At 28.1% G+C, this 15889-nt stretch carries 14 protein-coding genes and 1 riboswitch; of the genes, 12 read left to right on the plus strand and 2 right to left on the minus strand.

Translation table 11 applies throughout. The features are described from left to right. Window positions 1-53 precede the first annotated feature (53 nt). Entirely contained in the window at window positions 54-815 is a 762-nt protein-coding gene (locus BTM21_RS03050) for a DeoR/GlpR family DNA-binding transcription regulator (RefSeq protein ID WP_021876193.1), read from the minus strand. A 203-nt stretch (window positions 816-1018) separates the two neighbouring features. Between BTM21_RS03050 and BTM21_RS03055 the strand changes: the two genes are divergently transcribed. Together BTM21_RS03055 and BTM21_RS03060 are read left to right on the plus strand one after the other, a co-directional pair. Beyond that, window positions 1019-1687, plus strand: coding sequence for a transaldolase family protein (locus tag BTM21_RS03055; protein WP_079481506.1), 669 nt, complete (start codon window positions 1019-1021; stop codon window positions 1685-1687). Window positions 1688-1791: 104 nt separating this feature from the next. Next, window positions 1792-2577, plus strand: coding sequence for an HAD family hydrolase (locus BTM21_RS03060; protein ID WP_021876191.1), 786 nt, complete (start codon window positions 1792-1794; stop codon window positions 2575-2577). Window positions 2578-2665: 88 nt separating this feature from the next. Here BTM21_RS03060 and BTM21_RS03065 read toward each other — a convergent pair whose 3' ends face one another. Then, window positions 2666-3109, minus strand: coding sequence for a MarR family winged helix-turn-helix transcriptional regulator (locus tag BTM21_RS03065; RefSeq protein ID WP_021876190.1), 444 nt, complete (start codon window positions 3107-3109; stop codon window positions 2666-2668). Between the two features lie 218 nt (window positions 3110-3327). Here BTM21_RS03065 and BTM21_RS03070 point away from each other — a divergent pair, with 218 nt between their 5' ends. The 10 genes from BTM21_RS03070 to BTM21_RS03115 all read left to right on the plus strand — a co-directional run bounded on the left by BTM21_RS03070 (window position 3328) and on the right by BTM21_RS03115 (window position 15885). Further along, window positions 3328-5583 carry an ABC transporter ATP-binding protein gene (locus BTM21_RS03070; protein ID WP_021876189.1) on the plus strand — a complete coding sequence of 752 codons (2256 nt, stop codon included), beginning with the start codon at window positions 3328-3330 and terminating at the stop codon, window positions 5581-5583. Continuing rightward, complete coding sequence (locus BTM21_RS03075) at window positions 5576-7435, plus strand: ABC transporter ATP-binding protein (RefSeq protein WP_079481505.1); 1860 nt, start codon at window positions 5576-5578, stop codon at window positions 7433-7435. The genes BTM21_RS03070 and BTM21_RS03075 overlap by 8 nt, the downstream gene beginning before the upstream one ends. A 77-nt stretch (window positions 7436-7512) precedes the next feature. Further along, a riboswitch (TPP riboswitch) is annotated at window positions 7513-7615 on the plus strand. A 101-nt stretch (window positions 7616-7716) separates the two neighbouring features. Beyond that, entirely contained in the window at window positions 7717-8517 is an 801-nt protein-coding gene (thiD, locus tag BTM21_RS03080) for a bifunctional hydroxymethylpyrimidine kinase/phosphomethylpyrimidine kinase (protein WP_021876187.1), read from the plus strand. Window positions 8518-8540: 23 nt separating this feature from the next. Next, window positions 8541-9320: a hydroxyethylthiazole kinase gene (thiM, locus tag BTM21_RS03085; RefSeq protein WP_021876186.1), complete on the plus strand. Its 780-nt coding sequence runs from the start codon at window positions 8541-8543 to the stop codon at window positions 9318-9320. Window position 9321: 1 nt separating this feature from the next. Continuing rightward, entirely contained in the window at window positions 9322-9981 is a 660-nt protein-coding gene (tenA, locus tag BTM21_RS03090; protein ID WP_021876185.1) for a thiaminase II, read from the plus strand. Window positions 9982-10007: 26 nt separating this feature from the next. Next, window positions 10008-10619, plus strand: a complete 612-nt coding sequence (gene thiE / locus BTM21_RS03095) for a thiamine phosphate synthase (protein ID WP_021876184.1) — start codon at window positions 10008-10010, stop codon at window positions 10617-10619. Window positions 10620-10742: 123 nt separating this feature from the next. Next, window positions 10743-11735 (plus strand): LacI family DNA-binding transcriptional regulator, encoded by a 993-nt coding sequence (locus BTM21_RS03100; RefSeq protein ID WP_079481504.1) that lies wholly within the window; start codon window positions 10743-10745, stop codon window positions 11733-11735. A gap of 248 nt (window positions 11736-11983) precedes the next feature. Next, a complete protein-coding gene (locus BTM21_RS03105) occupies window positions 11984-13363 on the plus strand; it encodes a sucrose-specific PTS transporter subunit IIBC (protein ID WP_021876182.1) in 1380 nt (459 codons plus the stop codon). A 123-nt stretch (window positions 13364-13486) separates the two neighbouring features. Next, on the plus strand, window positions 13487-14458 hold the full coding sequence (locus tag BTM21_RS03110; protein WP_021876181.1) for a carbohydrate kinase family protein: 972 nt from the start codon (window positions 13487-13489) through the stop codon (window positions 14456-14458). Between the two features lie 2 nt (window positions 14459-14460). Further along, the gene (locus BTM21_RS03115) at window positions 14461-15885 is read left to right on the plus strand and encodes a glycoside hydrolase family 32 protein (protein ID WP_021876180.1); all 1425 of its coding nucleotides are present in this window, start codon (window positions 14461-14463) and stop codon (window positions 15883-15885) included. Window positions 15886-15889: the final 4 nt, after the last annotated feature.

Consider the following 15889-nt stretch of genomic DNA (forward strand, 5'->3'; position numbering starts at 1 on the left):
GAAGCAGTTATTTAACCACTTAAATAGCTGCTTTTTTATATAATTGAATATATTTAAAAAATTGATATATTATGACCCTGTAATACTTCAATTACTTCATTACTAGGAGTTGATTCAGTAATAATTGAATCAATATCATCTAAGGTAGCAAAGGTATAAACTCCATCATGATAGAATTTTTCATTTTCGATAAGAAGATAAGAATCTCTACTTGATGATAATATAGCTTGTTTTGTATTTCCTTCTTCTAAATCAAAATTACATAGAGTACTATTAGATAGATTAACTCCACAACTACCTATAAAAGCTTTATTAAATCTATATTTTCTTAAAGTATTAATAGTTTCAGATCCAATACAACCTCCAAGGTCTTTATTATAAACACCGCCTATAACAATTAAAGTACAAGTAGAATTAGAGTTAAATAAAGGGGGTATAGCACTCATTGATGTTATTAAAGTTAATTTCTTAGTACTATTAGCAATTAGTGATGCTAAGTTATAATTTATACTAGATATATCTAAGAAGATAGTATCATTATCGCTAATGATATCAAAAGCTTTTTTAGCAATTTTTAATTTAGTTTCAGTATTTTCTTTTATCCTATTATTTATATTAGAATTTATTGTGATATTGCGATTGGATATGGCACCACCATAAGTTCTCTTTATAGAACCTTTATTTTCTAATCTTTGCAAGTCTTTTCTTATCATTCCTTCTGATACATTAAATTTAATGCTAAGGTCTTTTACAAAAACTTTACCTTCTTTATTAACTAATTTTAGGATTTCCTCTAAGCGTTCTTCTGCAAACATAGATAATTACCTCGTCAAAATTATTATTTATTATTATTATAACCTGAAATGATAATAAATAAAACTAAATAACAAAGCAGTTTATTGACAAAATAATAATATAATAATAAAATGATATTAAAGAGTAATAAATAATAATAAGTGATAACAAATGATATTTGCTATTATAATAAAAGTGAGATTGGTATTTAGGGGGATTTACTATGGTATATATGATAGATATAGCAAATATTAATGAAATAAAGGAAGCGAAAGAATATTATCCATTATGTGGAGTAACGACTAATCCAAGCAGTATTGCAAAAGAAGGAAGAAATTCTATAGAGTTATTAAAAGAAATAAGAAAAGTAATAGGAAATGATGCAATGATTCATGTACAAGTTTTATCAACAAAAGCAGAAAACATGATAGAAGATGCAGAGTATTTAAAAAGCAACCTTCAAGGAAATATATATATATCAATTCCAGTTATAAAAGAAGGAATTAAGGCAATTAAAATATTAAAAAATAGAGGTTATAAAATAACTGCAACAGCTATAGTTACTGTACAACAAGGACTTATGGCAGCTATGGCAGGAGCAGATTATATAGTTCCTTATATAAATGAAATTGATAATTTAAATGGAGGTGGAGTAGGGGTTGTAGAAGCGTTAGTTAATTTAATAAAAGAATATAAATTAGATACTAAGGTTTTGTCATCTTCATTTAAAAGTACTAATCAAGTAAATAATATAATTAATGGAGGTGGACATGCAATTAGCTTAAATAAAGAGATTTTTGATAATTTATTAGATCATCCTATGACTGATTTATGTGTTGAAGGTTTTATTGAAGATTGGAAGAAAACCTTTGGAGTGAGTATGATACTTTAATATTTGCAATATTTAATAAAGTAGATTATATTAGAAAATAGACAAAAGAAGAAATTAAATTTTATATAAATATTAGAATGCTAATAAAATAGGAGATACGATATATGATTAAACTTATAGCAACAGATATGGATGGAACATTACTAAATAGTAAAGATGAAATAAATCCAGAATTTTATGATGTTTTTAAAAAGTTAAGAGAAAAGAATATAATTTTTGCAGCAGCCAGTGGAAGACAATATTATAATCTTTTAAAAAGATTTGATGCAGTAAAAGATGATATGCTATTTATAGCGGAGAATGGAACTTTTGTAATGTGCAAAGGAGAAGAACTTTTAGTAAATGCATTAGATAAAGCTGTAGCTTTAGAGTTAATTGAAATAGGGAGATCAATAAAAGATTGCTATGTTATTGTTTGTGGTAAAAATTCTGCTTATGTTGAAAGTACTGATGAAAGGTTTATAAATGAAACCAAGAAGTACTATGAAAGATATGAAATAGTAGAAGATGTTACTAAAATAGAAGATGATATATTAAAGGTAACTATATGTGATTTAGCTGGAGCAGAAATAAATAGTAATAAATATTTTAAAAAATTTAGACAGTCTCTTCAAGTAACTGTTTCAGGTGAAATTTGGCTAGATATGACAGCTAAAGGTGTAAATAAAGGTGTAGCTATAAGAAAACTACAAGAAATATTAAATATAAAGCATGAAGAAACAATGGTATTTGGTGATTACTTAAATGATTTAGAGATGATGGAAAGTGCATATCATAGTTATGCAATGGAAAATGCTCATGAAGATTTAAAAAAGGTAGCAAGATTTACAACTAAAAGCAATGATGATAACGGAGTTGTTTTAGCTATAAAAGAAGCTATTGAAATTTAATAATATACAAAATAAAGACAAGCTGAAATAGCTTGTCTTTATTAATTTTACTTTAAATTATAAATGTATAAATGCTAAATAATACTTCTTAGTCTAATTTAGAGACTATATTAGTAAGATTATTTATTGAACTTTCAAGAATTAATAAGTCCTCTTCACAAAGATTAGAAATTTTTTTTAGTAGCATATCTTTAATTCTTTGTTTATGCTCTTCAAATAAAATAGTAGCTTTTTTAGTTAATTCAATTCTAATAATTCTTCTATCCTTAGGGTCCTCATATCTAGTAACTAAATCTTCTGATATTAATTTATCTATAATAGGTGTCATATTAGGTTTTGATATACAAAGGTTTTGTGCTATTTGTGAAACAGAGGATGGTCCAGTATGAATAAGATGAAATATAACTTTTACATGTGAAGGTGGCATTGGTATTCTTTTTATAATTTCATCTTGATTAAATACTTTTTTATTTAATTGGAATAACATTTTAAATAAAGAGTCAGATATTTTAGTTAAGTCAATAGTATCCATATTAAATTCCTCTTTTCCTAGTAAATTTTTTGTAATTTTTTAAACTGAAAATATTTATATAAATATTATAAACTAAATTTTAATTTTCATCAAGAAAATAGTTATTGACTTATAATAGTTATGAAAATATAATTAATATAAAATATAATATTAAAGTATATAAATCCTAAAAAAACAAAACACTATAATAAGCACTTTAGGAGAAAGGAGACAAGTTAATGTTAAAATTAATCAAGTATTTAAAGAATTCAATAGTTTCGATTTTACTTATAATTGGATTACTTATAATTCAAGCAGTTTGTGATTTATCTTTACCTGATTATACTTCTAATATAGTTAATATTGGAATACAGCAAGGTGGAATAGAAAATGCAGTACCTAGTATAATTAGAAAAAGTGAATTCGAAAAGATTCTTTTATTTGTTAAGGATGAAGATAAAGATATAATTGAAAGCAATTATAAATTATTAGATAAAAATAATCTTACAGATGAGGAATATAATGAGGAAGTTAAAGCTTATCCAGAGCTTGATAAACAAGCTTTATATAAGATTAACACAGAAGATAAAAAAATAATTGAAGAGTTAGACTTAAAGTTAAGTAAACCAATTCTTATATTATCAGGAATTGAAAATTCCAATAAAGAGGGGGATGGTGAAAATAAAGATATGGGCTTTAATATGGAACAAGCAATAAATCTTCCGCCAGGAATGGATATGATAAAAGCTTTACAAATGATGCCCAAGGAAAAATTAAATTCAATAAAAAGTGATATGTATGAAAAGTTAAAGGATATGCCAGATAGTATAGCATCACAATCAGCAGTTTCATATATAAAAAGTGAATATTCTGCTATAGGTATAAATACAGATAAGCTTCAAAGTAATTATATACTTTATTCAGGAGCAATAATGGTCGTTATAGCTTTAGTAAGTATGGCAGCTACAGTAACTGTTGGATATCTAGGAGCTAAGGTTGCTGCAAAATTAGGTAGAGATCTTAGGGGGAGAGTATTTAGAAAGGTTGTATCTTTTTCAAATACAGAGTTAGATAAGTTTTCAACAGCATCACTTATTACTCGTAGTACAAATGATATTCAACAAATACAAATGCTTATGGTTATGCTTTTAAGAGTAGTATTTTATGCACCAATTTTAGGTGTAGGTGGAATTATAAAAGTTCTTAATACGGATACATCAATGGCGTGGATAATTGCAGTTGCAGTAGTTTCAATATTAAGCTTAGTCTTAGTATTATTTGGTGTTGCAATTCCTAAATTTAAAGCAGTACAAAAGCTTATAGATAAAGTAAATCTTGTAACTCGTGAAACTTTAACAGGTATGTTAGTAATTCGTGCATTTAGTACACAAAAGCATGAGGAAAAGAGATTTGATAAAGCTAATAAAGACTTAACTAAAACAAATCTTTTTGTTAACCGTATAATGTCTATAATGATGCCAATGATGATGCTTATAATGAACTGTATTACTGTTTTAATTGTTTGGAATGGATCACATGCTGTGGATTCAGGTGCAATGCAAGTTGGAAATATGATGGCATTTATACAATATACAATGCAAATAATCATGTCATTTTTAATGATATCAATGGTATCTATAATGCTTCCACGTGCTTCAGTTTCAGCAGGTCGTATAGATGAAGTATTAACAACGGAGCTTGTAATAGAAAATCCAAAGAAGGAAGAAGAATTTAAAAAAGATAAAAGAGGATTAGTTGAATTTAAAAATGTTTCATTTAGATATCCTAATGCAGAAGAGGATGTATTAAGTAATATTACATTTACAGCAAATCCAGGGGAAACCACAGCATTTATAGGTAGCACAGGTAGCGGTAAGTCAACTCTTATAAACTTAATACCTCGTTTTTATGATGTTACAGCAGGTGAAATTCTAGTAGATGGTGTAAATGTAAAAGATGTAAAACAACATAACTTAAGAGAAAAAATAGGATATGTTCCACAAAAGGGAGTATTATTCTCAGGAACTATAGAAAGTAACTTAAAGTACGCTGGGAAAAATATAACAAAAGAACAAGTAGAAAAAGCAGCACAAATAGCTCAAGCAAATGAATTTATAATGGCAAAACCAGGAGGCTTTGAAACAGAAATATCACAAGGTGGTACAAATGTATCAGGAGGTCAGAAACAGAGACTTTCAATAGCAAGAGCAATAGCCAAAAATCCAGATATATTTATATTTGATGATAGCTTCTCAGCTTTAGATTTTAAAACGGACTCAGCATTAAGAAAGGCTTTAAATGAAGAAATATCTGAAAGTACTATATTAATAGTAGCTCAAAGAATAAGTACTATATTACATGCAAATAAAATAGTAGTTATTGATGAAGGTAAGATTGTTGGAATTGGAACACATAAAGAGTTACTAAAAAATTGTGAAGTGTACAAACAAATAGCTTTATCACAACTGTCAAAGGAGGAGCTAGCTAATGAGTAAAAAAGAAGTTAGTATAAAAAAGGGCTTTGGTGGTGGCCATATGGGTGGTGCTATGAGAGGTGGAGAAAAAGCTAAAGATTTTAAAGGGACTATGAAAAATCTTATGAAATATTTAAATCCCTTTAAGTGGGGAATGCTTTTAGTTATTATATTTGCAATAGGTAGTGCAGCTTTTTCAATTGTTGGTCCTAAAATTTTAGGTAAAGCAACTAATAAGATTTTCGATGGTCTTATGGCAAAACTTACAGGAGCCACTGGAGCAGGAATAGATTTTACTTATATAGGTAGAGTGTTATTATTCTTACTTGGATTATATTTATTAAGTGCTTTATTCTCATTTATACAAGGATTTGTAATGTCAGGAATTTCTCAAAAGGTATCATATAACTTAAGAAAAGAAATTTCAGAGAAAATAAATCGTATGCCACTTAAATATTTTGATTCTAAAACTCATGGCGAAGTATTATCTAGGGTAACAAATGATGTAGATAGCGTAAGTCAAAATTTAAATCAAAGTATGACACAAGTTATTACATCAATAACAACTTTAATTGGTGTACTTATAATGATGTTCTCCATTAGTTGGATAATGACATTAGCAGCACTTTTAATACTACCAATATCAATGATTTTTATATCACTAGTAGTAAAAAAATCACAAAAGTATTTTAAATCACAACAAGAATATCTAGGTCATGTAAATGGTCAAGTAGAAGAAGTTTATGGTGGTCATAATATAGTAAAAGCATTTAATGGTGAAGAGGATGCAATAGAAGAATTTGATAGAATAAATAATACTTTATATGGTTCAGCTTGGAAGTCACAGTTTTTATCAGGTATGATGATGCCTATAATGACATTCATAGGAAACTTAGGATATGTAATGGTATCTATTCTTGGTGGGTGGCTTGCAATTAAGAAGACAATAGGAGTTGGAGATATTCTTTCATTTATTCAATATATAAGAAGCTTTACGCAACCAATAGCTCAAACTGCTCAAGTAGCCAACTTATTACAATCAACAGCAGCAGCTGCTGAAAGAGTATTTGAATTTTTACACGAAGAGGAAGAAGAACAATTTGCTGAAAATCCAGCAAGTATAGAAAATATTAAAGGTCAAGTTACCTTTGAAAATGTTAGCTTTGGATATAATAAAGACAAGACAATAATAAATAATTTTAATGCAAATATAAAACAAGGACAAAAAGTAGCTATAGTAGGTCCAACAGGAGCAGGAAAAACTACAATGGTAAAACTTTTAATGCGTTTTTATGATGTAAATAGTGGAGAGATTCTTATAGATGGCCATAATATAAAAGATTTTAATCGTGATGAGTTAAGAAATTTATTTGGTATGGTTCTTCAAGAAACTTGGTTATTTAATGGTTCAATTATGGAAAATATAAGATATGGAAAATTAGAATCAACAGATGAAGAGGTTATAAAAGCTGCAAAGGCTGCTCATGTAGATCATTTTGTAAAAACTCTTCCAGATGGATATAATATGGAATTAAATGAAGAAGCAAGTAATGTATCACAAGGACAAAAACAATTATTGACAATAGCTCGGGCTATTTTATCAGATCCAAAGATATTAATACTTGATGAAGCAACAAGTTCAGTTGATACTCGTACAGAAGTTTTAATTCAAAAGGCAATGGAAAACCTTATGGAAGGAAGAACAAGTTTTATAATAGCACACAGATTATCAACTATTAGAGATGCAGATTTAATTCTAGTAATGAAAGATGGAGATATTATAGAGCAAGGAAATCATGAAGAGTTATTAAAAGCAAATGGATTCTATGCAACTCTTTATAATAGTCAATTTGAAAATTCACAAGCATCATAGATAAATTATTTATATTAGAAAACGGAAAATAATGTTGACAAGGTAATTTATAGTAATATAATAAAGGTATAAAATAGAATAATTGCTAGGGGTGCCTTAAGGCTGAGAGATAGATGAACTCTATTAACCCTTATACCTGATCTGGATAATGCCAGCGTAGGAAAGCTACTAAATATATTAAAAAAATATATTACTATATTTATAAACTGAACTATACAGCTATATTCTAGATTAGGAATAATAGCTGTTTTTTTATTGTTTAAAATAAAGGAGAGAAGAAAATGAGTAATTACAGAATTCCAACATTAACGATAGCAGGATCAGATTCTTCTGGAGGAGCAGGTATACAAGCTGATTTAAAAACATTTAGTGCTATAGGTACTTATGGTATGAGTGTAATAACAGCAATAACAGCTCAAAATACACAAGGTGTATTTGATGTTGAAGATTTAAGCAAGGAAATAATTCAAAAGCAAATAGATGTAGTTTTTGAAGATATAGAACCAGCAGCTGTAAAAATAGGAATGGTATCAAATCCAGAAATAATATTAGGAATAGTAGAAACTTTAAAAAAATACAATCCTAAGTATTTAGTAATAGATCCAGTTATGATATCAAAGAGTGGATATTCATTATTAAAGCCTGAAGCTAAGAAAAACTTAATAGAATATCTTATACCAATGGCATATGTATTAACTCCAAATACAATGGAAGCAGAAGAAATATCAGGAATAGAAATAAATAACTTAGAGGATATGAAAGTTGCTGGTAAGAAAATATTAGAACTTGGACCTAAGTATGTTCTTATGAAAGGTGGTCACTTAGATGGTGATGCTGTTGATGTTCTTATAGGTAAAAATACTTTTGAACTTTATAAGCAAGAAAGAATAAATAGAAAGAATACTCATGGAACAGGATGTACATTATCATCAGCAATAACATCACATTTGGCTTTAGGTTATGAAATAGAAAAAGCGGTAGCATTAAGTAAAGAATATATAACAGAAGCTATTAGACATAGTTTTGATATAGGTAAAGGCGTAGGACCTGTTAATCACTTTTATAGATTTGAAAATAGATAATAAGGCACATAGGAGATATTAAAATGTATCAATTAATTAACAAAGTTAAGGAAGTAAATCCATTAGTATTACATTATACAAATGAGGTAACTATAAATGACTGTGCTAATATAACTTTAGCTTTAGGAGCAAGTCCATTAATGAGTTATTCTTATGAAGAAGTAGATGGAATTGTTAATATAGCAAGTGCAGTAGTAATAAACATTGGAACTATGAATTCAAATAGACTTGATTTGTTTGTACAAGCAGGCAAGGCAGCAAATAAATTTAATAAGCCAGTTATACTAGACCCAGTAGGAGTTTTTGCAACAAAAACAAGAGCTGATTTTACTAATAGATTATTAAATGAAATAAAATTTGATGTTGTAAAAGGAAATGTTTCTGAAATTAAATATATAGGTGGCTTCGATGTTAGAGGTAAAGGTGTAGACTCCTTTGATGATGGAGAAGATATAACAGAAGTTATAAAGAAAGTAGCTAAAAAGCTAGAGTGTGTTGTAGTTGCTACAGGAAAGACAGATTTTATATCAGATGGAGAAAAAGTTATAAAAATAGATAATGGAACAACTAAACTTAAGAGTGTTACAGGTACAGGATGTATGATAGCAAGTTTAATTGGTAGTTATTTAGGAGCTTCTAATGATAAATTAAATTCAGCTGCTATGGGAGTACTTACTATGTCATTAAGTGGTGAGTTAGCTGATAAAAATAATATTTCCATTGGTAGTTTTAAAACAGAGTTGATGAATAATATTTATGAGATGAATGAAGAAAAGTTAAGAAAATATGGGAGGGTAAAATAAAATGAAATTTACAGATTATTTATTTAAGGAAAATAAAGCACTTTGGGATGAAATATTACAAAAGCCATTTGTTACAGAAATGGGAAAAGGAACATTAGATAAAATTAAGTTTAGAGATTATCTTATACAAGATTATTTATACTTAAAAGAATACTCAAAGGTTTTTTGTATGGGTGTCATTAAATCAACAACGATGGATGAAATGAAATTTTATTATAATTCAATAAAAGGAACTATGGAGGATGAAACTGCTGTTCATATAAAATATTTAGAAGAGTTTGGAATGTCTCCAGAAGATACAGAAAAGTGTAATGTTAAATTAGTAAATGAAAGTTACACAAGCTATATGAAGGGTATTTCTTTAACGGGAGATGTAAAGGAGATTGCTATGGCTGTTATGCCTTGTACTTGGAGTTATCAATATATAGGAAAATGTATGGAAAAAACATACAAAGATTCATTAGAAGGAAACTTCTATAAACCATGGATAGATATATATGCATCAAAGGAATTCGAAGATTTTACACAAGAGTGGATAGATTATATAAATGAAATATGTAAAGATGTAGCAAGTGAAGAAGAGAAGAAAAAATTATTAGACATATTCACTAAATCAAGTATATATGAAATGAAGTTCTGGGATATGGCTTATAATGACTAATACTTAAAGTTAGGAAGGTATAAAACATGAAAAGCTTAAAATTATATTTAGTAACTGATACATCTATTTTAGAAGGTAGAGATTTTTATGAATGTATAGAAGATGCCTTAAAGGGTGGAGTAACGATGCTTCAGTTAAGGGAAAAAGACTGCTCAGGAAAAGAATTTCTAGAAAAAGCTATAAAACTTAGAGAACTAACTAAAAAATATAATGTTGAATTTATAATAAATGATAGAGTTGATATAGCATTATTATGTGATGCAGATGGAGTTCATGTTGGACAAAGTGATATACCAGCAAATGAGGTTAGAAAGCTAATAGGGCCTAATAAAATATTAGGTGTATCTGCAAGAACTATAGAAGAAGCTAGAAAAGCAAAGGATGATGGAGCAGATTATTTAGGGGTTGGAGCCATGTTTGGAACAAATACTAAATTAGATGCAAAACATGTTTCTATAGAGACTTTAAAAGAAATTAAGAAAGAAGTTAATATTCCAATAGTTGCAATTGGTGGATTAAACCTAGATAATATGGAATTAATCAAAGAATGCAATATAGAAGGTTATGCTGTAATTTCAGCAATATTAAGAAAAGACAATATAAAAGCTGAATGTGAAAAATGGATAATAAAAATATAATTTTAAAAAGCTATACTTTTGTGTAGCTTTTAATTTTAAATAAAATATGCATTTATTGACAATACTATTTAAGATATGTTACATATAAGAGAAAGTATTAATAATAGAAAAGTGGTGGAGATTTTGAATATAATAGAAATAGCTAAATTAGCTGGGGTATCTAAATCAACAGTATCAAGGTACTTAAATAATGGATATGTTAGTGATGAATCTAGAGAGAAGATAAAAAAAGTTATAGAAGAAACAGGTTTTTTACCTCAAAGACATGCAAAAAGTATGAGAACTAAGAAAACTAATCTTGTAGGTGTCATTGTACCTAAAATAAGCACAGAAACTGCACCTAGAGTAGTTGAAGGAATTACAGAGATACTTTCACCACACAATTATGATGTATTAATTGCAAATACGAATCTTTCTATAGAAAAAGAAATTGAATATTTAAAGATATTTAAGAGTAATCAAGTAGATGGGATTATATTTATGGCAACTAAAATTACTGATAAACATTTAGAGGTTATGAGGGAAGTTAAAGTACCTATAGTAGTAGTAGCTCAAAAGGTAAATGAATATCCATCAGTTTATCATGATGACTACAATGCATCTAAAGAAATAGTAGGAGAGTTACTATATAAAGGACACAGAAATATAGGATTTATAGGTGTTTATGAAGAAGATATATCAGTAGGATATGAAAGAAAAAGGGGATATATCGATAAGTTAAAAGAAACATCTATAGAAATAATTGAAGATAATATAAAAATAGGTGATTTTTCAGAAAAAAGTGGGTTTAAATTAACTAGAGAATTGATGAATAGAAAAGATAAGCCTACAGCTATTTTTACTGCAACAGACAATATTGCATTTGGAGCAGTTCAGTATTTATTACAAAATAATTATAGAATTCCAGAAGATGTTGCTATTATAAGCATAGGAGATTCAAAAATATCAAGAGTAATAACTCCTAAATTAACAACTATGCATTATTACTATAAGACCTCAGGTAGGAAGAGCGCAGAAATGATGTTAGATTTATTGAATAAAGGTGTAACTTCATCTAAAAATATAGAAAAAAATCTAAAATTAACCTATAGACTAGAAAAAAGAGATAGTGTATAATAATCTTGAATTAAAGATTATTATATTTTTTAACGAATATGGGAACGTTCCCTTAAATATAAATAAAAATTTTTAAAACATGTTGAAATCGATTAATTAGAAATTTTATTTTTAATATTTGTGGGAACGTTCCCTTAGGTAATAAATATAAGGCATAAATTTGTAGTTATATTTGTACTAAAGATGAGTTAAATTAATAAAAACACTTAGCGTTATAGTAAAGTATTAATTTTAGGAGGGTTTTTAATATGGAAAAGAAAAAAAGCTATTATAAAACAGCTGAAAGTATTTTAAAGTTTATAGGGGGAAAAGAAAATATAGTTAGCGCTGCTCATTGTGCAACTCGTTTAAGGTTAGTTTTAAAAGATGAGAGTATTATAAGCAAAGAACAATTAGAAAAGCTTGATTTAGTAAAAGGGATGTTTACTAATGGGGGACAATATCAAATAATTTTAGGGCAAGGTATTGTTAATAAAGTATATGAGGAATTTGCAAAGCTTGCGGAAATAAAAGAGATGACAACTTCTGATGTTAAAAGTGCAGCTATGAAAAAGCTTAATCCCTTTCAAAGATTAGCAAGAACTTTATCAGATATATTTGTTCCTATTATACCAGCAATTGTTGCAGCAGGATTACTTATGGGATTACTTGGGGCAGCAGGAAAATTTGGATTAGATCAATATTCAGGTTCATGGTGGTGGTCAATGCTTGACTGGTTTAGTTCAGCAGCATTTATATTTCTACCAATTTTAGTTGCAATTAGTGCCGCTAAAGTTTTTGGCGCTAATCCTTATTTAGCAGCAACTATTGGAGGAATAATGATTCACCCAGCTTTACAAAATGCTTGGACTCAAGGTGAAGGTTATCAAACAATGAGTATATTAGGAATAATAGATATGCCTTTACTTGGTTACCAAGGAACAGTATTACCTATATTGATAGTAGTTTTTGTTATGGCTTATATAGAAAAATCTATAAGAAAGATAGTACCAGAAGTTTTAGATATACTATTAACTCCATTACTAACAGTTTTAATTACAGGTTTCTTAGCTTTAGCAGTTATAGGACCAGCAGCTAATTTTATAGGACATGGTATTAGTACATTTTTAACTTACTCATTAGATAAATTTGGCTTATTTGCAGGGTTGTTATTTGGTGGAAGTTATTCATCAATAGTTATTACAGGAATACATCATAGTTTTCATGCAGTGGAGTTAGGATTAATTGCAGATACAGGATACAACACATTATTACCTATCTGGTCAATGGCTAACTTTGCACAAGGTGGAGCGGCATTAGCAGTTTATTTTATGACTAAAAATGCAAAAATGAAGAGTATTTCATTACCATCAGCAATAAGTGCGTTTGTAGGAATTACAGAAGCCGCAATATTTGGTGTTAATTTAAAATATGTTAAACCTTTTATAGGAGCTGCTATAGGTGGAGCAGTTGCTGGAGCATATGTAGTCTTTACTAAAGTAGCTATGACAGCTGTAGGAGTAACAGGACTTCCAGCATTAACAATAGTAACATCATCATCAATGCTTAATTACATAATAGGCTTAGCTATAGCTTTAGTAGTTTCTTTTGTAGTAACTTATATATTAGGAATTAAAGAGGAAGCTTAATAATTAAGTTAAAGTTAAAATTAAATAATGAATAATAAAGGAATAATTTATAATTAATAGAATTGTAATGAATAAGTTTATTATTCATTATTAACAATTAATTTTAAGCAGGAGGAACATATTATGAAAAAAGTAATTTCAATTGGAGAAGCTTTAATAGATTTTATACCTAAGGAAAAAGGGGTAGCCTTAAAGGCGGTTCAGAATTTTTTTAGGGTTCCAGGTGGGGCACCACTTAATGTTGCTGCATCAGTATCGAAGCTAGGTGGAAAGTCTCAAATTTTAACAAAGCTTGGGATAGATGCTTTTGGTGACAGCATATTAGAAGAGGTAGAACCTTTAGGAGTAGATATTAGTAAGGTAAAAAGAACTAATAAAGCAAATACAGCATTAGCTTTTGTATCTTTAAAAGAAGATGGAGAAAGAGATTTTTCATTTTATAGAAATCCTAGTGCAGATATGCTTTTGGATAAAGAGGAAATTGAAGAAAATGATTTTAAAGAAGGATCCATTTTACATTTTTGTTCAGTTAGTTTAATTGATGCACCTATAAAAGAAGCACATAGAAAGGCAATTGAATTTGCAAAGAAAAATAATTGCTTAATTAGTTTTGATCCTAATGTTAGATTACCTTTATGGGAAAATCCAGAGGACTGCAGAAAAGCTATTATAGAATTTTTACCTTGCGCCAATATATTAAAAGTAAGTGATGAAGAGCTTGAATTTATAACAGGATTAAGTGATGAAGAAAAAGCAATAAAATGGTTATTTAGAGGAAATATAGAAGTAATTATATACACAAAGGGAACAGATGGGGCTGAATTTATAACAAAGGATAAAAAGATTTTTTCACCTTCCTTTAAGGTAAAGGCAGAAGATACGACAGGGGCAGGAGATTCATTTATTGGAGCATTTCTTTATCAAGTTTCCAAAAAAGATTTATCTTTAAAGGAACTTATAAAATTAGAAGATAATGAAATAAATGATATATTAACTTTTTGTAATGGGACAGCTGCATTGACTGTATCAAAACAAGGAGCTATAGGAGCATTACCAACAAAGGATGAAGTGGAAAAACTAATTTCAAAGAGGTAAGTATGATAAAAGAAAAATTATTAGCAGAGGTTGAAACGTATAAAAACAAACATATAAATGCTGTTAAAAATGATAAGTGGAGAAATAAGTATCATATAATGGCACCAATAGGATGGATAAATGATCCTAATGGATTATGTGAATTTAAAGGGAAATATCATATTTTTTATCAATATTCTCCCTTAAATTCAGAGGGTGGCCTAAAATTTTGGGGTCATTACAGTTCTAAAGATTTATTAAATTGGAAAGAAGAAGATATTGCTATTTATCCAGATAAGGATTTTGATAGAGATGGAGTTTATTCAGGTTCAGCTTTAGCAAAGGATAATGATTTATATATTTTTTATACTGGAAATGTTAAGGAAGATGGAAATCATGATTATATATTATCAGGAAGAGAACAAAATGTTGTTATGGTTAAGACTTCTGATGGAAAGGAGTTTTCAGAAAAAGTAGTATTACTTACAAATAAAGATTTTCCAATAGATATGACACTTCATGTTAGAGATCCTAAGGTGTGGCAAGATGAAAGTAAATATTTTATGGCGCTTGGAGCTAGAGATAATAAAGATAAAGGAACATTACTTATATATTCATCAAATGATTTATATAATTGGAGTTTATATAAGAAGATAAAAAGCCAAGATAATGATTTAGGTTATATGTGGGAATGTCCTGATTTATTTAAATTAGATAATACTAATATATTTATGCTTTCACCTCAAGGGATAAAAAAAGATGGATATAAATATAATAATATTTATCAAAGTGGATATTTTCTTGGTGATATTGAAAAATCAAGTACCTTATATTTGACTAATTTTAATGAATTAGATAGAGGATTTGATTTTTATGCACCTCAAAGTTTTATGGATTCTAAAGGAAGAAGAATTATAATTGGATGGATGGGGGTTCCAGATGCAGTAGAACATAGAAATCCAACCATAAAAAATTATTGGCAACATTGTTTAACTATACCTAGAGAACTTGTATTAGAAAATAATAAACTTTATCAAAAGCCAATAAAAGAATTAGAAGGTTTAAGAAAATCAAAATTTGAAATGAAGGAAATTAAACTAGAAGATAATATTTCATTAGATATATTTAGAAGTAATACTTATGAATTATTAATAACTTTAAATAAGGTAGAGAATATTGAAATAAACCTAAGAGAAGATTGTAAACTATCTTATGATAACCATATATTTAAGCTGTCATTAGGAAAGAGTGGTTGTGGAAGGAAAGTTAGAGCGGTAGAATTACAAAATATAGAAGAAATAAGAATTTTCTCAGATGAATCAACTATAGAAGTATTTTTGAATTCAGGAGAGGAAGCATTTTCAACTAGAATATATAACGAAATTTTAGATAAAAGTATTAAATTTAAAGGTGTAGGGAAAATAAATCTAATTAAGTGGGAATTTTAACTGA

The organism is Clostridium chauvoei, assembly GCF_002327185.1.
GTDB lineage: Bacteria > Bacillota > Clostridia > Clostridiales > Clostridiaceae > Clostridium > Clostridium chauvoei.